Origin of the sequence: Nostoc sp. LEGE 12447, from assembly GCF_015206985.1 — a bacterium.
Lineage (GTDB): Bacteria > Cyanobacteriota > Cyanobacteriia > Cyanobacteriales > Nostocaceae > Nostoc.
The window spans coordinates 1-19,775 of record NZ_JADEXT010000025.1 but is presented as its reverse complement, the minus strand read 5'-3'; the positions used below and the strand labels follow the sequence as shown (position 1 = coordinate 19,775).

The following is a 19,775-nucleotide window of genomic DNA, read 5'->3' as shown; positions in this document are numbered from 1 at the left end:
GTAAGAGACGCAATTGTTAGGAAAAATCCATCTGTATAACAGCGTGAACATTGCGGAAAAATGGCAACTAAAATTGAAGTCTAAACTTTACTGCTTTATATAAAGCAGCTAAAAGAATCAGAAAAAGCAGGCTACATAACTTTGCAAAAGTTAAAAATTAACTACCGAATCGTTATTGGGGGATTGATGCGATGAACAACAGATTAACTTTTTATATGATTTTGTTACATGGTTTATTTTTAGGAATAACAACAGCTAACGCCAAATCACCATTTGTCAATGGAATTGATCCAGATTTTTCAGCGAACCATAAGGCTGTGGGGGTTGTAAAAGGCGTAGTTACAGCCAATAATCAGTTAACGGCAGAAACTTCTTCAACTAAAATCTCAGCATTATCGCTAAATAATATCAATATTTCTCAGAAACAGAGACTACCGTCAGGGCAAGTTTGGGTGGTTAATCAAAATAAACACGTACAGCCTAAACCGTTTATTTGGGTAGTAAAAGATTCTAAAAAAGCAGGACAGCAACCATTTTTACAAGTTGCAAAACCCGCAGAAAAGCCTAAGCCTACCAAAACACCAGCAGCAAAGGATGATTTAGAGGTTTTTGATGAAGTAGTGAAAGACACCCAAAAGTCAGGGGGGCTATTCACTCTTTATCGCAATAAAGAAAAGAATAAAATTTATCTAGAAATTAAGCCAGAGCAACTTAATAAAAATTACCTCGCTACGGCAACCCTAGAATCGGGCATTGGTGAACGGGGTATTTACAGTGGTATGCCTCTACAAGATTTTTTGTTTTATTTCCAACGGGTAGATGATAAATTAAACTTTGTCATCCGTAATGTTAATTTTCGCACTCGTGAGGGAGATCCTCAAGTGCGATCGCTAGCTCGGTCTTTTAGTGATTCTGTACTCTACAGCATTTCCATAAAAAGCATTCATCCCCAACGCAAAACTCTTCTCATCGATTTGGGCGATTTATTACTGACAGATTTAGGCGGATTATCTGCAAGTTTAGGAGTCCCAGCAACCACAGACCAGTCCTATTTTGGTACTGCTAAAGCTTTTCCACAAAACTTAGAAATTGAGTCAGTTTTAAATTTCTCTGGTAGCAGCGATCGTGACAGCGAAACACCAAGTTTTGGCTCGTTAGCTGATAACCGTGGCTATACCTTGCGCGTCCACTATAGTCTCTCCCAGCTACCTGAAAAAGATTATCGACCGCGCTTTGCTGACGATCGCATTGGGTATTTCATCACCGCTTACCAAGATTTATCCAAAGACGATAAGGGCGATTCTTTTGTCCGTTACATAAATCGCTGGGATTTGGAAAAACAAGACCCAAAAGCATTAATTTCTCGCCCCAAAAAACCGATTGTCTTTTGGATTGATAACGCTGTGCCCTTAGAGTACCGCGATGCGATGAAAGAAGGCATCCTAATGTGGAACAAAGCCTTTCTCAAAGCGGGATTCAAGGATGCAATTGAAGTCCGCCAGATGCCAGATGACGCAACATGGGACCCAGCAGATATTCGTTACAACACAATTCGCTGGATTAACACAGTCGATGGTTATTTTGCAATGGGGCCATCCCGCGTTAATCCGTTGACTGGAGAAATTTTAGATGCAGACATTCTCGTAGATGCCAGCTTTGTCCGGGCGCTTAAAAATGAGTATCGCAAAATAGTCCAACCCAGCCAAACCCAAAGCCAGACGACCTTATCAGCTTTGATGCAAAATCGTCTACTTTGCGCCAATGGTTTAGATGGCAAAAACAATGGTGTACCCAAGCAGATGCCAGGGCAACAAGAGTTGTTGAACCGTTTATCTAAAATGGCAGGCGAGTACGATTTATGCTATGGGATGGAAGCTGCTAACCAGTTTGCCCTTGGTTCCCTGGCGATGTCACTATTGCCAGATACCATGGCCACTCCAGATCAGGTGAAAGAATATATCAATCAATATTTACGTTTAATCATCGCTCACGAAGTTGGACATACTCTTGGTTTACGTCATAACTTTCGTGGTAGTACTCTGCTAGCACCAGAGGAGATGAATAATACAGAAATTACCAAAAATAAAGGTCTGACAACTTCCGTAATGGACTACATTCCCCCAAATATTGCCCCTCAAGGGACAAAACAGGGAGATTATTTTCCTAGTATGGTGGGGCCTTATGATGAATGGGCGATTAAATACGGCTATATTCCAATTAAGACATCAACTCCCATAGCAGAAAAGCCAATTTTGGAGGAAATTGCTGCCCAATCCTATAAGCCAGAGTTAAGTTATTCTACAGATGAAGATGTCTATGACCTTGATCCAACTGCTGATGCTTGGGATAACAGTGGAAATGTGCTGCTTTATTCACAGTGGCAGTTGAATAATTCGCGGGTGATGTGGGAACGTCTCGATAAGCGTTATCCATTAGCTGGTGATAGTTACAGCGATGTCAGCGAGCGTTTTAGCACAGTATTGGGTAACTATTTTCAACAAATATATTACACCACTAAATACATCGGCGGACAGTCTTTTTATCGCATTCACCCTAGCGAAATCCCCTCTGGAGTTGGGCAAAAGCGATTACCATTTGAAGCAGTACCAGTTAAAGAACAACGACAAGCTTTAGAAACCTTGCAAAAATATTTGTTTGCAGAAGATGCTCTGAGCTTTTCACCAGAACTACTGAATAAATTAGCACCTTCCCGTTGGCGACATTGGGGTAGTTCTCCCCAAGTTGGTCGTTTGGATTTTCCTATTCATGACTTGGTGCTGCTCATGCAGGGTTCTGTATTGCGAGATTTACTCTCAGGCGATCGCCTCTCTCGCCTCAAAGATATTGAACTTAAAACTAAGGCGGAAAATGCACTGACTCTACCGGAACTATTTGACACTTTGCAATCAGGTATCTGGACAGAAGTAATTAAACCAAAAGGTAAACCAATGAAGATTGCCAGTTTACGGCGAGGCTTGCAGCGCCAATACCTGGACATTTTGACTAATATGGTGTTGCGAAAAGAATATGTCCCAGAAGATGCTCGGACTCTGGCTTGGTATAAACTAAAACAACTAGATGAGAAACTCAAGGGAGTTAATTCTGAGGATGAATACACTAAAGCGCATTTATTAGAAACACGCGATCGCATCGAGAAAGTCTTGAATGCACCGTTGCAAGCGAATTAAAAAAGTTGTAGAGACGCGATTAATCGCGTCTCTTTGGCAAAATACATCAAGTTTCTGTTTTAGAAATAAAAAACTCAAAATGAGGCAGCAGATAAGCGAGTTTCCTCCTGCTACCTCTGCTTTCTCCTAACTACTCAACGCCTTTAAAAACCGTTGCAAACTCTTAAATACATTGGGCTTTCTCGCAGGTGCAGTGTCCGTTGTTGTTTGCGGTTGTCCTTTTAAAAGAATTTGATCCAAGTCATCACCCGATGGTTTTGTGGGTAATTCAGCAATTCTTTGATATTCGCCGTCGGTTTCTAGCCAAACTTCCCACTGTCCTGGATAGCAGCGAGATAGGGCGCTTTGCTCGTCTATGGGGCGCAGGTAATAACAAGATTCAATGGTATTGGTGAAACGCAGGCGAGTTTGCCTTGCTGCATAACCAATACCCACAGTTCCAGAATCTTCTAGGCGGGGATTTAAAAAGACTACAGGGCGATCGCCTATTTCTTGACATAGCTTTTCCACCTGCGGTACTTCTACGGAAGTGGGGGCGATGAATAAGAAAATTTCATCCTCTGGCTGAATTTTGGTTTGCAAGGAAGCAGTCCTTCCCGTACCAATATCCAAAATTTGAAATGGTGCATCTGTCCAATTGCGACGGGCTAAAGCCGCAGCACCTGCGTCAGCAAAGAAAATTTTCAAACGGGAATCGTATTCTGTAAACAGTGGCAGAAATTGTTCCGCCACCGGCATAAACTTGAGTTCTGGAAACAGGAACTCAACCTGTATGCGAGTACAACCATCTGCAAGGGCAGCTTGGACGGCTGTACGAGATTGGGCGATCGCATCTTCAAGGGTGTTAGGAAGTTCACTCATAGTTTTTTATGTCGCTTTAGCATTACTTCCATTGTTCCAGTATTGGCTATGATTGAGGGAGTAAACACAAAGCTGTTTTACATCCCAAATTTAGAGTGCGATCGCATAGAAGACACAGTTAAAATTTTACCTGTTGGAAAAAGACTCGTTTAAAACTTTCAGCGACAATGGCATAGAGCGCCGATCAGATAAAATCTAGATATTTTGATACGCGATACGCAAGCAAAATCCCTGCAATACCACCGATAACGCTAAAGAAGATTAAGGTGAACAATAGCAAACTTCCACCCCACAAGACTGGGATGTAGCTGCCAATCGTAGAGCCAATGAACATCCCAATCCCAATGATGAATTTATTCATTCAATAAAAGCCTCAAAAGTCATAAAAATTAAGTCGTGCTTGAACTCCTTTATGACTCAAAATATTACCTTTTAGGAAAAACTCGTTTAACAATACCGAACACCTCGCCTATTCACAAATACTCAACCCAGTTTTCTAATAGGAGCGTAGAAATACGAGAAAACTCTCGCACATTATTGGTGACGAGGGTAACTCCTAAACTCAGCGCATGAGAAGCAATCAGCATATCCATATTTTTTCCATCTGCACTGACAATGAAGAATTCCTTGACTTTACACGGGTTAAATTTTAGTAGGGTTGCCAATAATTTAACGCTTAACTAAAGATAAATCTGGTGTTAGCCTTTGCAAAACTTGCTTCAATACCATTACCGTCCAATCTATATCAGCTTCCGTCGTATCACGCCCCAATGTGATGCGAATTCCCCCCAAGGCAGCTTTTTCGGAATAACCCATCGCTAACAATATCGGGCTAGGGCTAAGTTTACCACTGTGACAAGCAGCACCAGCACTGATGCCGATGCCAGCAAGGTTTAGCTGCCGTACCAAGGCTTTACCGCTAAGTTTTTTCCCGTCGGCATTTTCTAAGCACATACTCACATGGTGAGGTAAACGATCGCAGCTATCCCCTGTAGGAATTAAACCAGGAATCTCAGCTAGTTGGGCAAAGGCGCGATCGCGTAACTCAATTAATCGTGGTGTTTCTGTAGCCAATTCTTCGGCTGCTAATTCTGCTGCTACACCAAATCCCGCAATTATCGGTACTGCTTGCGTACCAGAACGCAGTCCCATTTCTTGCCCACCACCATTGAGTAAAGGCATCAATTCCACACCAGGACGCACATACAGCGCCCCTACACCTTGCGGGCCATATATTTTATGACTCGAAAGGCTAAGTAAATCTACGTCTAGTTGTTGCACATCTATAGGTAAGCGTCCCGCAGCTTGCACTGCATCTGTATGGAACAAAGCTCCATGCGATCGCACAATTTTACCCAATGCTGCGATCGGTTGCACTGTCCCTACTTCACTTTGACCGTAAATTATGGAAACCAAAACTGTGTTATGTCGCAACGCCGCCTTTAAATCTAGGGGATTGACTCTACCTTTAACATCTACAGACAAGCGCGTAATTTCCCAACCCCACATTTCTAGCAACTTTACTGTTTCAGAAATTGCGGAATGTTCGACGCTAGAGATAATTAGATGTTGAGGAACAGCATACAACCGAGCCACACCCATAATCGCTAAATTATCTGCTTCAGTACCGCCGGAGGTAAAAACGATCGATTCAGGACTAGCAGCGTTAATTAAACCAGCAACTTGAACTCTGGCTTGTTCTACAACCGTTGCAGCCCGTTGTCCCCACTCATGTAAGCTGGAGGGATTGCCCCACTGATGAGTCAGGACTGTTTGTATAACTGCGATCGCTTCTTTTCGAGTGGGAGTAGTAGCGCTGTAATCTAGATAAATTTGCATATAGCCGATAATGGTGAGAACACACTTTGGTAATAGGCTGGTGATCTTTTCAGAATGTGGATAAATCCTGAAAAAAATCTTTGTAATTCTGCATCTAGGAGTGGATTTTTCCCTTTGTTTAGAAAGTTATTTTTTTACTTAATTCAGAACACAAAATTTTGGGAATGATAAATCTGTCCACTCCCAATCCACTTTTAACAGATTACAGTGCAACTTATCTCTAGACAAAGATATTTTTCATATATCTTTTTACTAATATTCTCCCTCGCTGGTTGTCAACGAGTCCAGTCTTATAATGAGCGTCCAGCACCTTTACCACAAGACCCTTTAGTTCAAGTCTACTTTAACCATTCTGAGTCTTCAGAATACAAAGAATCTTACCGTCAGCAAACTCGCTTCGGGGATGATTTAGAAAAAGAAATTGTCAATGCTATTATGCACGCTAAATCTACGATCGATGTGGCGGTGCAAGAATTACGTTTACCCAAAGTTGCCCAAGCACTGGTTGATAGACAAAAAGCTGGGGTAAAAGTCAGGATAATTTTAGAAAATACTTACAGCAGACCTTGGAGTAGTTTAACATCTGCTGAAGTAAGTAAGTTAGAGAAAAGGGAACAGGAACGCTACAACGAATTTCGAAAATTTATCGATATTAACCAAGATAATCAACTCAGCCCAGCAGAAATCAATCAAAGAGATGCTTTGATAATTTTGCAGAATGCTAAAATTCCCTGGATAGACGATCGAGCAGATGGTTCAGCAGGTAGCAGCTTGATGCACCATAAATTTGTGATTGTAGATAATCGCATTGTAATTATCACTTCAGCGAATTTTACGCTAAGTGATACATCTGGTGATTTTACAAATTCCAATACTTTAGGCAATGCCAATAACTTATTGCAGATTGACAGCCCAGAATTAGCATCTTTATTTACAGAAGAGTTTAATATTATGTGGGGAGATGGGCCAGAAGGTAAGCCAGATAGTCGATTTGGGTTACAAAAACCGATGCGTTCGCCTAAAAAAATTACATTAAATCAAACCACAATTACTGTGCAATTTTCGCCAACTTCTCCAACTCAATCTTGGAGTAACAGTAGTAATGGCTTAATTGGTAAAACTTTAGATTCAGCAACCAAATCTGTTGACATGTCCTTATTTGTCTTTTCCGATCAGCGACTTGCCAATATCTTAGAAAATCGCCATCAACAAAATGTGCAAATTCGCGCTTTAATTGAACCACAATTTGCATATCGTCCCTACAGTGAAGCCTTAGATATGATGGGAGTTGCTCTCAGTAATAAATGTAAATATGAAGTTGATAACCATCCTTGGCAAAATCCCATTACTACTGTAGGTGTACCTGTGTTACCTAAAGGCGATTTATTGCATCACAAATTTGGTGTAATAGATAGCCAAACAGTAATTACAGGTTCTCATAATTGGTCAGATGCTGCCAATAATGGTAATGATGAGACACTTGTAGTAATTGAAAATCCCATAGTTGCGGCTCACTATGTGCGAGAATTTGCTCGTCTTTATACCAAAGTTAAACCCGGCTTACCACCAGCAATTCAAGAAAAAGTTAAATTAGAACAAACACGCTGTCCCCAGATAAAAAGTTCTTCATCAAGTGAAGTACAAGCAATTAAACAAATAAATATTAACACTGCAAGTTTGGCAGAATTAGAAACTCTCCCCGGTGTGGGTAAGAAGTTAGCACAACGGATAATTCTTAGCCGTCAACAGCAAAAATTTACATCTTTACAAGACTTAGAAAGAGTTCCAGGGGTTAAGGCGAAGACATTGGAAAAATGGCAAGATCGCCTAACTTGGTAGCAGTCTTTGTTTAAAAAATAAGATCCCCCTAAATCCCCCTTAAAAAGGGGGACTTTGACTCCGATCCACCCTTTTTAAGGGGGGTTAGGGGGGATCAATGAGTATCTAAAATCACAGCCAACTTCTTTTCAAACAACCTCTTAGGCACACAAATTAAATGCGATCGCTACTTAAACTAATCAAACTGCGTGAATGCCCATTCCGAGAAAATCGTTCTGCTATTATTTTTTGATAAACCGCTTCATAGCCATCAGTCATTTGCTCAACGCTGAAAAGGTCTTCGACATATTGGCGACAAGTATAGCGGTCTAACTCTATTACCCGATCCACAGCACTGATGCACTCTTGAAGATTATTGCAGAGGAAACCCGCCTTACCGTGGGAAATTACCTCTTGAGTAGATCCCAAGTTCATCGCAATCACTGGCGTACCCGAAGCCATTGACTCAACCATGACTAATCCAAAGGGTTCCCGCCAAGTAATGGGAAACAGAGTTGCAAATGCGCCTCCCATGAGAGCATTTTTCTGAGCATGATTAGCTTCACCCAAGTACTGAATTTGCTCTCCGTCAACGTGGGGTTTGATTTCTTTCTCAAAGTATTCCACATCAACGACATCTACCTTACCTGCCATTTTCAAGCACCACCCGGCTTGCTTTGCAATTTCTATTGCTAAATGCGCTCCCTTTTCAGGAGACATCCGACCCAAAAACGCTAAGTAAGGCGGATCTTCTGGTTGAGCGTGAAAATTATAACTGCTGACATTAATACCGTTGTAGACCGTTGCTATACAGTTCAACCCTAACCTTGGTTCTCGTTGTGCATCGGAAATACTGACGTAGGGTTGTTTTTTACCAAAACTAAACATCTTTTCGTTGTCAGGGGTAAAAATACCGTGCAACGTATGAACCGTAGGGGTTGTGACGAGATTTGCGTAAGCCAGTGCCCCATGCCCGATATGGGAGTGAATAATATCAAATTCTTCTGCGCGTTCATACACTGAAGCGAGATTCAGCATTTCATAAACGCTGTAATCTTTGATAGTGCGATCGAGTCTGAGGGCACGGGGATGGACTGACACAAGCTTTGCCAGACTGATAGAATCTCCCGATGCAAATAGAGTTACTTCGTGTCCGCGTCGGACTAATTCATCGGTCAGTAACCCCACTACTAACTCTATACCTCCATAAGCTGGAGGTGGAACTCTTTCCCATAATGGAGCTACTTGAGCAATTCTCATCACAAACCTCCTAAAAAATAAAACTAGAATTAGAAGTTTTTTACTTCTATTGTTGTAGTGCTTGTAATTGATTCACTTGGCATCAGAAAGTAAATTCAGATACTAAATTTATTAACAATTTCCTTCAAATCTTATGCTCTTTCTTTTATATTCCTTGTCTATCCTAGTACGGAAATTACCCACTCCTAAAGAGGTAAATACATTCCTATATATTAATTTTTGGTTGTTTGGTGTAATTTTGAATATAGATTTTTTGATAAGTAATAACTTTGTAAAATTGCCAAAACTCACTTTAAATAGTCATATTAGGCGATAAATATCCAATTTAGGTTATCAACTATCGGATTTACAAATATTAATTAAATAATAAAACGTGTAGGTACTCTTTGGACGGCTTTCCGTACTCTAAAAGATAAACTGTAGCCGTCCAAAAGACAGATTTTGGTAAATTAGGTATTTTGAAATCAAAAACAGCAATTTTGTTAGAAGTTCTATCCAAGTTTTTCAAGGTAAGAATCATTTCTGTTCCTATTAACCTTATTTAAAGGCAATAAGAAGTCACGAGAATTTAATTTTTCTACCTCCATGAGTTAGATTCCTAGTAGTCCAAAGGGAGAAAGCAGAGTTAAGTCATTGACTTATTACATAAAACATGATATTTTATATTGCCATCAATAAAAATCATATATATAAACGTGAATATCTCTCCATCTCTCAAAAAACCGCGTGTCTCATGGCAGGCGGTTTTCTCACTAGTAATATTTGTGTTCATGTACCTGCCTATACTGGTACTTAGCTTTTATAGCTTCAATCAGTCGCCCTATAGCGCAACTTGGCAAGGATTCACTCTCGATTGGTATCGCAAGTTGTTCAGCGACGATCGCATCTTATCAGCTTTGCAAAACAGTATGATAGTTGCTGGTTGTGCAGTTGGGGTTTCAGCCGTGCTGGGAACTTTGATGGCGGTTGGGTTAGCGCGTTACGAATTTCCTGGCAAGAAATTGTATCGGGGTGTTGCTTACTTACCATTAATTATTCCCGATATTGCGATCGCAGTGGCAACCCTAGTTTGTCTAGCCGCCTTTGCCATACCCCTAAGTTTGTGGACGATAGTTGCAGCGCATATCGTGTTTTGTCTAGCTTACGTAGGACTTGTAGTTGCTTCACGACTTACCAATTTAGATCCCCATTTAGAAGAAGCAGCACTAGATTTAGGCGCTACACCAATCCAAGCTTTCATTCAAGTATTATTACCTCAACTGATGCCTGGTATTTTGGCTGGTTGTCTTTTGGCCTTTGTCCTCAGCTTAGACGACTTTCTCATTTCTAGTTTTACTGCCGGTAGCGGTTCTAACACCCTACCAATGGAAATTTTTAGTCGGATTAGAACAGGAGTCAAGCCTGATATTAACGCTTTGAGTGTCATGTTGATTTCAGTATCTGCGATCGTTGCATTCATAGCTGAATTAATTCGCGCTTCTGGAGAAAATAAAAGCTAAAAATAAAACTTGTAATTAATAATCAAAATTATGGATAACTTGGTTCTCCGTGAACTTTTTTGGATGGGAAAAAAAGCTATATTCAAAGAGACGTTGCAATGTAAACTCTTCTACATTATTCATACTTATGTATTTGTATTTACCAATAGTTAAAAACGTCCCAACATAAATAAATATATAAAATTTATTCATCTTCTTGTTCTCGGGTTGAAAGAAGTTTAAGCACATGAATAAACTTCCGTGTTCGCTTCTCTACATAACTGTTTTCAATTAGATAATATTGGGGCTAACTTTGGAGAAAATGCTATTTCCCCCTCATTATGCAAATCTGCCAAAATCCCAATTGCTCAAATCCATTCAACTCTGATAGCAATAGATTTTGCGTGAGTTGCGGACAAAGCAGCTTTGGCAAACTTCTAAGAAGCCGTTACCGCGTATTAAGACTCTTAGGTGAAGGTGGATTTAGTAGAACCTATGCTACAGAGGATGTAGATAGACTAAACGCGCCTTGCGTCATCAAGCAATTTTTCCCCCAATTTCAGGGAACCGGACAACGCACCAAAGCAGCAGAATTTTTTAAAGAAGAGGCTTTTCGGTTGTATGAACTGGGAGAGAATCATACCCAAATTCCTAGATTACTAGCTTATTTTGAGCAAGGTGCTAGTTTGTATCTTGTCCAAGAATTCATTCAAGGAAAAACTCTCTTACAAGAAGTTCAGCAGCAAATCTATGGTGAAAAACAGATTTGGGAACTTTTAGCTGACTTATTGCCAGTTCTGGAATTTATTCATACCCATAACGTCATTCATCGGGATATCAAACCAGAAAATATTATCCGCCGTGCAAGTGATAAAAAACCCGTATTAATTGACTTTGGCGGTGCTAAACAGGTAACACAAACCAGTTTAGGAAGACAAGCAACAGTAATTTATACCCTTGGTTATGCCCCAACCGAACAAATGGCTGGATTTGCTTGTCACGGTAGTGATTTGTATGCTTTGGGTGTAACTTGTGTGCGTCTTTTAACTCGATGTTTACCTTTGCAGGATGCTTCTGGACAGGTTAATGACCCTATTTATGATGCCATGAATGCTAAATGGTTGTGGCGCGAAAAATTACAAGAAAAAGGTATTACTATTAGCGACGACTTAGGGAAAATTTTAGAGAAGTTACTAAAACATCTACCCAGTGAAAGATATCAAACAGCAGTAGAAGTTATCAATGATTTGAAATTTGCAACATCGAATATTGAACCTGTTGCCCTGAAAATCGTTTCGATGTCTCAACCTATATTACCGCCGCTACCACAAAAAATAATAGTACCATTACCTCCCTTAGAAACTTTTGAATTTGACGTAGTGACAGTAGACACAGGTGGTAGAGAAGTAAACCGCATGAGTGGTAATGCCAACTTCTTTGCGGAAGAATTGGGTAAATCTGTCACCTTAGAAATGGTATCGATTCCTGGCGGTACTTACATGATGGGTTCACCGGAGTTTGAAGGAGATGCTGATGAACGTCCTCGGCATAAAGTTACCGTCGAACCATTTTTTATGGGAAAATTTCCCGTAACTCAAGCACAGTGGAGAGTAGTAGCAGCTTTACCAAAAATCAAACAAGCTTTAAATCCCAATCCATCAAAATTTAAAGGTTTAGATAGACCAGTAGAAAATGTATCTTGGTATGAGGCTGTAGAATTCTGTCTCAGACTATCAGAAAAAACTGGACGCGACTATCGTTTACCCAGTGAGGCTGAATGGGAATATGCTTGTCGGGCTGGAACTACAACATCCTTCCACTTTGGCGAAACCATTACCTCTGAGTTAGTCAGTTGCACTATTGAAACAGCAAGCAAATTTCGTAGAGAAACAACCAACGTCGGTAGTTTTGAAGTCGCCAATGCCTTTGGATTATACGATATGCACGGGCTAGTTTGGGAATGGTGCGCTGACTCGTGGCACAACAATTACAGTGATGCACCTTCAGATGGTACAGCCTGGGAAGTTGGCGGTGATATTAATCGCCGAGTGCTACGTGGTGGTTCTTGGAGTTTCAATGCCGAACTGTGTCGCAGCGCCAGTCGTAGCTGGAATGAGTCAGACGGTGGGCTAAGAGTTTGTGGCTTTAGAGTAGTATTTTCTGTAGAGGAGATTATTTAGCAATTTAATTTAGAGTAGAAATTATGAAAGAGAAAATTGAGAGAGGAGACATAGTACTTATTAATAAAATTGGAAAATATCATCATCAAATAGGTGAAGTTAGTAGGGTTGATTACAATATTTTCTTTGTCAAAATAGTAATAGTAAAGTTCGATAATCAAGAAGAATATTTTGAGGAAAAAGATTTAATATTACAACTTAAAAAACCGAGTATTGAAGAAGTAGTCGCATCGATAGATAAAGTTTTGGAACAAGTTGAGCAGATTACTAACTTGCCGACCAAAGAAGTAGTAGAGTTACCCAATCGTTTGAAATATCTCAAATTAGATATTCATAAACTAGAGAAACAGTTAATTCAGAAAAACTTCGACAGTATATCTCAAATATTCGCAGCAATAAGAGAAGAACATTCATCAGCAAGCTTTTGGCAGGAAATAGATTCTAATTTGGAGAAAATAAGCTGGTGGATTAGAACAAGTTTGTGAACGAACTTGAGATCCCCCCTTAAAAAAAGGGGGAACCCGGATCAAAATCCCCCAATTTATCGGGGGATTTAGGAGTATTAAAAATTTTGATACCGACAATAAAACTTTTCAAACATCCTCTTAACCTAATCTTATCAATAATTACAGGAAAAATTTATCTTTGACCACATCATTATTACTAGATTTAAGGCTAAATAATTGAGGTTAGGCATGATTAAACGTAACTATATTTTTATATTATTTTATCTATAATGCCTTGCTCCTTATATCTTATACTTCATTTTAAGCAGTGAAATTTATTTCTACCCACGTATTTTACTTTGCATTTATAACTGTATGATTTAAAGTTTGGTATTACCTTGACACTTCCCTCATCTAATCTTTAAAAAAGTGTTTTTTATCTCTTGAGAGTAACTATTTAGTGGAAATATATAAGTTTGTAAATTAACAAATAAAAAAAAATTAGATAAAATAAACTACAAAGATCATCAGGGATATATATGCGTTTTTCTCAGTTTGCAGGGATTGTTGGTTGTACTACCGCAGCTTTTATATCAATTGCACCAATGCAGGTAGAAGCTGCAACTTTTAAAGTGATCTCAGGAGTTACTAGCATTGATCGCGATCATGAGGATATTCTCAAAAGTATCGGGCTAAACTTGACAGGTAGCAATAATACAGTTGCACCAATTCCCAGCAATTATTTAGTTGGCTTCAACATCGACTCAGCTACTAACTTTACATTTAGCGACGAAGACAGTTTTACTCCGCTCTCAGGTACAATCGAGCATACTGGCACTGTTACCTTCAATAATCAAATTACTGTTGGTGAGTTTTCAATTGGTTTTGCTCCAGAACGTATTGTTAATGATGCTAGCGGATTTTTTTTAAGAGACACACTTTCTTTAAATACAGTTTTGTTTGATTTGAGTATTTCAGAACCTGTGGTATTTGATGGTCAAAATTTAACCATCCCTGATGTCAAATTGCTGGTTTCTCCAGAGTTTGCAAAAATACTAGGGAACCCTGACTTGACAGGTTTATTTGCTGGAACTGCACGAATTGATGCTCAAGTTGCTGCCGTACCCGAACCTGATAGTGTGCTAGCAGTTTTGGCAGCAGGTGCGGCTCTCTTGGCAACTAGATTTTATACTCGAAAAATCAAATGTATTTGATATCTTGAAGCATTGCTAAATGCTTATTAACTGGTGCAAGGGTATTGGCAGCAATCAGCCCACTAGCGGCGACTGCTGGTAAACCAATACCGGGAAATGTTGAGTCGCCACAGCACATCAATCCTGGTAGGGGTGTGCTGGGGCCAGGAAACATACCGCTTCCAGCCTGAATTGCCGGGCCGTAAGAACCTTGGTGACGGCGGAGATAACGCTCGTGAGTTAGAGGTGTACCAACAAGTGTGACTTCGCAGCGAGAGCGAATGTCTGGAATTATCCGCTGTAGCGCTTGCCACATTACTTCTGCACGCGATCGCTTTTGTTCGGCATATTCTTGACTCCTTCTATCCATTCCCTGCCAGAAAGAGTATGGCTCATTACCAGGTGTATAGACATGAATCACGTGTTTACCTGCTGGCGCTAAAGATGGATCGAGAACTGAAGGGATAGAAATAACCACCACATTTTGAGGTGCTGTTACGCCCAATTCCCAGTTATTGACTACGATGTAATGACACCGCAAATTTGACTGTAATCCTTGAGCATCAATGCCTAAATGCAGGTGCATAAAGCTATCACACTCAGGTGTAGCTTGTCTTTTGCTGCGGTACTGTTTGGGTATTGCCTTTTCTGGTAATAACTTTAGTGTGTCCCAAACCGAGGCATTAGAAATCACTGCTCGCCGCGCCCGGATTTCGGAGCGATCGCGCAGACGCACACCTACCGCCCGATTACCTTCTACAAGCACTTCTTCTACATGAGCGCCTAGCATCAGCTTGCCACCGTGACGCTCTAATCCTTGTACAAGGCTGTCAACTAAAGCACTACTACCACCAATGGGATATTCCAGAATTGCATCTGGGCGATACCAGTCTGCAAACATAAATGCTACCTCTGCGGCGCTAGTACCATCTGCGGGCAATCCAGAAAGTAGAAAACACAGCAAATTTAGCCAGTTTCGGGTAAAAGAATCTTTAACAACCCCATCCATAATCCGGCTGAAGGGACCCGTCAGCTTGATTATATTTGCCACATTTTTTGTCAGAGATGGGACAAACGGGCCCACAGTTCTCGCTGCACCAAAATCAAAGCGTAATGCGGCTGGTGGTATGGAAGTTGCAGCCCTAGCAAATGGTTCCATAACGCGCTGGAGTTCTTGCCATTCAGCAACAGCATCACCACCACAGAATTTCATTAGCACTTCACAAAATTGCTCTGCACCAACCGCCGTGTCAAAATCACCTTCTGGTAGACAACAACCCCAAGTATCGTAGGTGACGCATGGCAATTCAGAACCAATTGCATCTAACACTTGTCGCAAAGGGTTAGCAGAGGGGCTGTAAGATAGTCCAGAATAGAGAGACGGGCCAGAGTCGAACTTAAAACCATTGCGCTCAAAACCATGAGCAGCGCCTCCAGCAATAGAGTGGCTTTCGCAGACTATCACATCAAAGCCATACCGTGCCAAAAGAGCAGCACAACTCAAACCGCCAATACCGCTACCAATAACAACTATATCTGTGTTTTGCATATCCCTGATGTTTGCGACAAAAAATTAAAACAGTTGTGGAAACTTGGATAATATCATTCACTCCCCCATCCAGAAACCGCTCTAATTGGTTAATATCATCACTAAGGATGGACAATGGGGAATGGGGAATGGGGAATTGGGAATGGGGAATTGGGAATGGGGAATTGGGAATGGGGAATTGGGAGAAGGGGAATAATTATGCCCAATGATAAATGACCAATGACAAATGACCAATGACAAATGACAAATGACTAATTCTTATTGGAGAAAGGAATTTGAAAAATCAGCAATTTGGAAATTGGCAAACCACAGTTTTAGGAATTGTGTTAGCAACACTAGTGATTTTGGGACTAAATTCCTTTATCATTATTAACCCAGGGGAAGCAGGAGTCATCAGCATCTTAGGTAAAGCTAGAGATGGCGCTTTATTAGAAGGGATTCACGTGAAACCGCCTTTTATCTCAGTGATAGATGTGTATGATTTAACTGTTCAAAAATTTGAAGTGCCAGCCGAGAGTTCTACAAAAGATTTGCAGAATTTATCTGCGAGATTTGCGATCAACTTTCGCCTCGATCCTATCAAAGTAGTTGAAGTTAGAAGAAAACAAGGAACCTTAGCAAATATAGTATCAAAAATCATTGCACCTCAGACACAAGAAGCATTTAAAATTGCAGCAGCTAGAAGAACAGTAGAAGAAGCAATTACTAAAAGAAGTGAATTAAAAGAAGACTTCGATCAAGCGTTAGGCGATCGCTTAGACAAATATGGGATAATTGTGTTAGATACTAGCGTAGTTGATTTAGCATTCTCACCAGAATTTGCCAGAGCAGTGGAAGAAAAACAAATTGCTGAACAACGGGCGCAAAGAGCCGTTTATGTAGCACGGGAAGCAGAACAAGAAGCACAAGCAGATGTGAATCGCGCCAAAGGTAGAGCAGAAGCTCAAAGACTTTTAGCAGAGACACTCAAAGCCCAAGGAGGACAGTTAGTTTTACAAAAAGAAGCAATTGAAGCTTGGAAGAGTGGCGGCGCTCAAATGCCCAAAGTCCTCGTTATGGGTGGCGACTCAAAAAGCGGTGTACCCTTCATATTCAATCTGGGAAATGTCCCAAATCAACCGTAAGTAGTTGGCATTAGATAACAATCTCTCTATTATGGAATTTGCTCTGACTTTCAGACAAATTCTCCAATACTTGAACGATTTGCAATCTAAAATCTAAAATCCACAATAGTATAAGTTGGGCTAGTCCCAACTCAAACACAACAGAAAAACCAACAAGCTCATCAATCAAAGTTTATGTCAACCTCCAATCCTCACAATCTCACCGCCGAAGAAGCGAAAAAATTACTGAATAAATTTAACTGTCTAGACATTGCGCCTATTCTCAAGCCATCAGAAAAAGCAGTAATTCGTGATGCCCTAATTTTGGTAACTAAACTTGCTGATTATCAAATTTTAGGAATTTGTGCCGATACAGCAGAAGAAGGAATACTGGCTATGAAGACCTACTCTTTGGCTTTGGGTTATGAACCACCAAACAATTTGCTCACACCTGAAGGGCCAGTTTATATCAAATTAAATGGTAAAAATGGCTTGTGCTATCTTGATTCTTATGCTGGACATCATCGTGGAGTACTAGTATCTTGTCAGTCTTACCACGAAGACGGAATCAACGAAATGTATGGACATTTACCTTTGGATTTATTTGTATAGAATTCGGCGAATGTAGGTAAGGTATGTGCTTTACCTACTAACTAACGATCAATGAAAAATTACTAGATTTTATGAGTATTATTACACTCCAGTCGGTTAAAAAAGACTTTGGCATTAAAGAAGTTTTAAAAGATGCCAGTTTTAGCCTTGATGCTACCGATAAAGTTGGCTTAATTGGTACTAACGGTTCGGGAAAATCAACCCTATTAAAAATGATTGCCGGGTTAGAATCCATTGATAGCGGTCAAATTATAATTAACTCCGGTTCTAAAATCATCTACTTACCCCAGCAGCCAGATTTAGATGAAAATCACACCGTTTTAGAGCAAGTTTTTGCTGACAGTGGCGAACATACAGCTTTGGTGCGTGAGTATGAAGAACTCTCAGATAAATTAGCTCACTATCCAGATGATAGCCAACTGATGTCTCGCCTTTCTGCTGTGATGCAAAAGATGGATACAAATGATGCTTGGGAACTAGAAACTAATGCTAAAATCATCCTCACAAAATTAGGAATTTCTGACTTTGATGCCAAGATAGGTACTTTATCTGGAGGCTATCGCAAGCGCATTGCTTTAGCATCAGCTTTGCTAGCAGAACCAGATGTTTTGCTCATGGATGAGCCGACAAACCATCTTGATGCTCTTTCTGTAGAATGGTTACAAAGTTATTTAAATCGCTATCGCGGCGCACTTTTTCTGATCACCCACGATCGCTATTTTTTGGATCGTGTCACTAATCGGATCGTGGAAATTGACCGAGGCGACATTTACACCTATACAGGTAACTACTCATATTACCTCGAAAAGAAAGCTTTAGCTGAAGAATCTGCCATCAGTAGTCAACGGAAACATCAAGGCTTATTGCGACGCGAGTTAGAATGGCTCAAAAAAGGGCCAAAAGCTAGAAGTACTAAGCAAAAAGCTAGAATTGACCGCGCTCATGCTCTGCGAGATACTGAATTTAAAGAAGTTCAGGGTAAAGTTGATATTTCTACAGTTGGTCGTCGCATTGGCAAAAAGGTTATTGAATTAAAGAACGTTTCTAAGGCATACAATGGACGCACCTTAATTAATAATTTCACCTACGAATTTAGTCCAGAAGACCGCATCGGCATCATCGGCGCTAACGGTGCTGGTAAATCCACTTTAATGGATATTATCACTGGTCAGATTCAGCCAGATTCAGGTGTTGCAGAAATTGGGACTACAATTCACATCGGTTATTTTGACCAGCATTCGGAAGAATTGCTGACAGCTTTAAACGAAAATCAGCGCGTGATTGACTACATCAAAGAAGAAGGTGAATTTATCAAAATTACCGATGGGACTCAAATTACTGCTTCGCAAATGTTAGAGCGGTTTTTGTTTCCTGGTAATCAACAGTATGCCCCAATTAATAAACTTTCTGGTGGTGAGAAACGCCGTTTATTTCTGTTGCGGGTTTTGATGAGTGCGCCTAATGTCTTAATTTTAGATGAACCGACAAACGATTTAGATGTTCAGACATTGGCAGTATTAGAAGATTATTTAGAGGATTTTGTCGGGTGTGTAATTGTAGTTTCTCACGATCGCTACTTTCTCGATCGCACCATCGACACAGTATTTTCCTTTGAAGAAGGCGGTAATCTCCGGCAATATCCAGGTAATTACTCGATTTATCTGGACTATAAGAAGGCTGAAGAGGCACAGCAACAAGCTGCGAACACTAAGGAGAAGCCCAAAAATGTCGAAGTTCAAAATAATGGTGCGGCTTCACCCAAGGATGTAGAGAATACCAAGCGGCGGAGATTATCCAATTGGGAAAAGAAAGAATTTGAGCAGTTGGAAGGTAAAATTGCCGAGTTAGAGGCTGAGAAAGAAGAAGCCGAGAAAACACTAGGGAATGTTTCACCGGGGAATTACAGCGAAGTGCAGAAATTGTATGATCATGTGGAAAAGCTCAAGCACGCGATCGATGTGGCAACTGAACGCTGGTTAGAATTAGCAGAGATGGAGTCTTAATTAAGTAGGGTGCGTTGTCACAAAGTGCAACGCAGCATTTAAATATCTATTGTGGTGCGTTACGGGGTTACGCGTAACACACCTTACTGGCGTGGCAAGACTAAAATGTTGCATTACATTTTGTAGCGACTGTCTTGAATGTCAAGTGCGATCGTTAACAAAAAACTGGAACTGTGAACATTGACGCAACTGGGGAACGCTGCGCTAGATTCGGTGGTGGCTGGTACGGGCATTGAGATTTTACA

The 19,775-nt window shown here is 40.5% G+C and carries 15 protein-coding genes; 9 read left to right on the top strand and 6 right to left on the bottom strand.

The features are described from left to right. Positions 1-191: 191 nt before the first annotated feature. Positions 192-3,188 carry a zinc-dependent metalloprotease gene (locus IQ274_RS22645; RefSeq protein WP_194143500.1) on the top strand — a complete coding sequence of 999 codons (2,997 nt, stop codon included), beginning with the start codon at positions 192-194 and terminating at the stop codon, positions 3,186-3,188. Between the two features lie 126 nt (positions 3,189-3,314). Here the strand turns inward: IQ274_RS22645 and IQ274_RS22640 are convergent, their stop codons facing one another. From IQ274_RS22640 to IQ274_RS22625, 4 genes are all read right to left on the bottom strand, one after another. Further along, complete coding sequence (locus IQ274_RS22640; RefSeq protein WP_163927416.1) at positions 3,315-4,049, bottom strand: DUF1995 family protein; 735 nt, start codon at positions 4,047-4,049, stop codon at positions 3,315-3,317. 184 nt (positions 4,050-4,233) lie between these two features. Then, positions 4,234-4,410, bottom strand: a complete 177-nt coding sequence (locus IQ274_RS22635) for a hypothetical protein (protein ID WP_163927417.1) — start codon at positions 4,408-4,410, stop codon at positions 4,234-4,236. Between the two features lie 112 nt (positions 4,411-4,522). Next, positions 4,523-4,714 carry a hypothetical protein gene (locus IQ274_RS36680; RefSeq protein WP_228058308.1) on the bottom strand — a complete coding sequence of 64 codons (192 nt, stop codon included), beginning with the start codon at positions 4,712-4,714 and terminating at the stop codon, positions 4,523-4,525. Positions 4,715-4,718: 4 nt separating this feature from the next. Next, positions 4,719-5,888, bottom strand: a complete 1,170-nt coding sequence (locus tag IQ274_RS22625) for a cysteine desulfurase family protein (protein ID WP_194143499.1) — start codon at positions 5,886-5,888, stop codon at positions 4,719-4,721. 207 nt (positions 5,889-6,095) lie between these two features. Here IQ274_RS22625 and IQ274_RS22620 point away from each other — a divergent pair, with 207 nt between their 5' ends. Next, positions 6,096-7,727: a DUF655 domain-containing protein gene (locus IQ274_RS22620; RefSeq protein WP_163927419.1), complete on the top strand. Its 1,632-nt coding sequence runs from the start codon at positions 6,096-6,098 to the stop codon at positions 7,725-7,727. Between the two features lie 153 nt (positions 7,728-7,880). On the opposite strand, the gene IQ274_RS22615 is transcribed toward IQ274_RS22620, so the two are convergent. Continuing rightward, positions 7,881-8,966, bottom strand: a complete 1,086-nt coding sequence (locus tag IQ274_RS22615) for a glycosyltransferase family 4 protein (RefSeq protein WP_163927420.1) — start codon at positions 8,964-8,966, stop codon at positions 7,881-7,883. Between the two features lie 695 nt (positions 8,967-9,661). On the opposite strand from IQ274_RS22615, the gene IQ274_RS22610 reads away from it, so the two are divergent. The 4 genes from IQ274_RS22610 to IQ274_RS22595 all read left to right on the top strand — a co-directional run bounded on the left by IQ274_RS22610 (position 9,662) and on the right by IQ274_RS22595 (position 14,284). Then, complete coding sequence (locus IQ274_RS22610) at positions 9,662-10,465, top strand: ABC transporter permease (protein WP_194143498.1); 804 nt, start codon at positions 9,662-9,664, stop codon at positions 10,463-10,465. 320 nt (positions 10,466-10,785) lie between these two features. Next, the gene (locus tag IQ274_RS22605) at positions 10,786-12,624 is read left to right on the top strand and encodes a bifunctional serine/threonine-protein kinase/formylglycine-generating enzyme family protein (RefSeq protein WP_194143497.1); all 1,839 of its coding nucleotides are present in this window, start codon (positions 10,786-10,788) and stop codon (positions 12,622-12,624) included. Between the two features lie 23 nt (positions 12,625-12,647). Next, on the top strand, positions 12,648-13,109 hold the full coding sequence (locus tag IQ274_RS22600) for a hypothetical protein (RefSeq protein ID WP_194143496.1): 462 nt from the start codon (positions 12,648-12,650) through the stop codon (positions 13,107-13,109). A 500-nt stretch (positions 13,110-13,609) separates the two neighbouring features. Then, positions 13,610-14,284: a hypothetical protein gene (locus tag IQ274_RS22595; RefSeq protein ID WP_163927424.1), complete on the top strand. Its 675-nt coding sequence runs from the start codon at positions 13,610-13,612 to the stop codon at positions 14,282-14,284. Here the strand turns inward: IQ274_RS22595 and IQ274_RS22590 are convergent. After that, the gene (locus IQ274_RS22590; RefSeq protein ID WP_194143495.1) at positions 14,271-15,812 is read right to left on the bottom strand and encodes a phytoene desaturase family protein; all 1,542 of its coding nucleotides are present in this window, start codon (positions 15,810-15,812) and stop codon (positions 14,271-14,273) included. The two genes, IQ274_RS22595 and IQ274_RS22590, sit on opposite strands and share 14 nt — an antisense overlap. A 275-nt stretch (positions 15,813-16,087) precedes the next feature. On the opposite strand from IQ274_RS22590, the gene IQ274_RS22585 reads away from it, so the two are divergent. From IQ274_RS22585 to IQ274_RS22575, 3 genes are all read left to right on the top strand, one after another. Then, positions 16,088-16,936: a prohibitin family protein gene (locus tag IQ274_RS22585; RefSeq protein WP_012409195.1), complete on the top strand. Its 849-nt coding sequence runs from the start codon at positions 16,088-16,090 to the stop codon at positions 16,934-16,936. Between the two features lie 174 nt (positions 16,937-17,110). Then, a complete protein-coding gene (locus IQ274_RS22580) occupies positions 17,111-17,527 on the top strand; it encodes a DUF1824 family protein (protein WP_194143494.1) in 417 nt (138 codons plus the stop codon). A gap of 71 nt (positions 17,528-17,598) precedes the next feature. Next, positions 17,599-19,530 carry an ABC-F family ATP-binding cassette domain-containing protein gene (locus tag IQ274_RS22575; protein ID WP_194143493.1) on the top strand — a complete coding sequence of 644 codons (1,932 nt, stop codon included), beginning with the start codon at positions 17,599-17,601 and terminating at the stop codon, positions 19,528-19,530. Positions 19,531-19,775 lie beyond the last annotated feature (245 nt).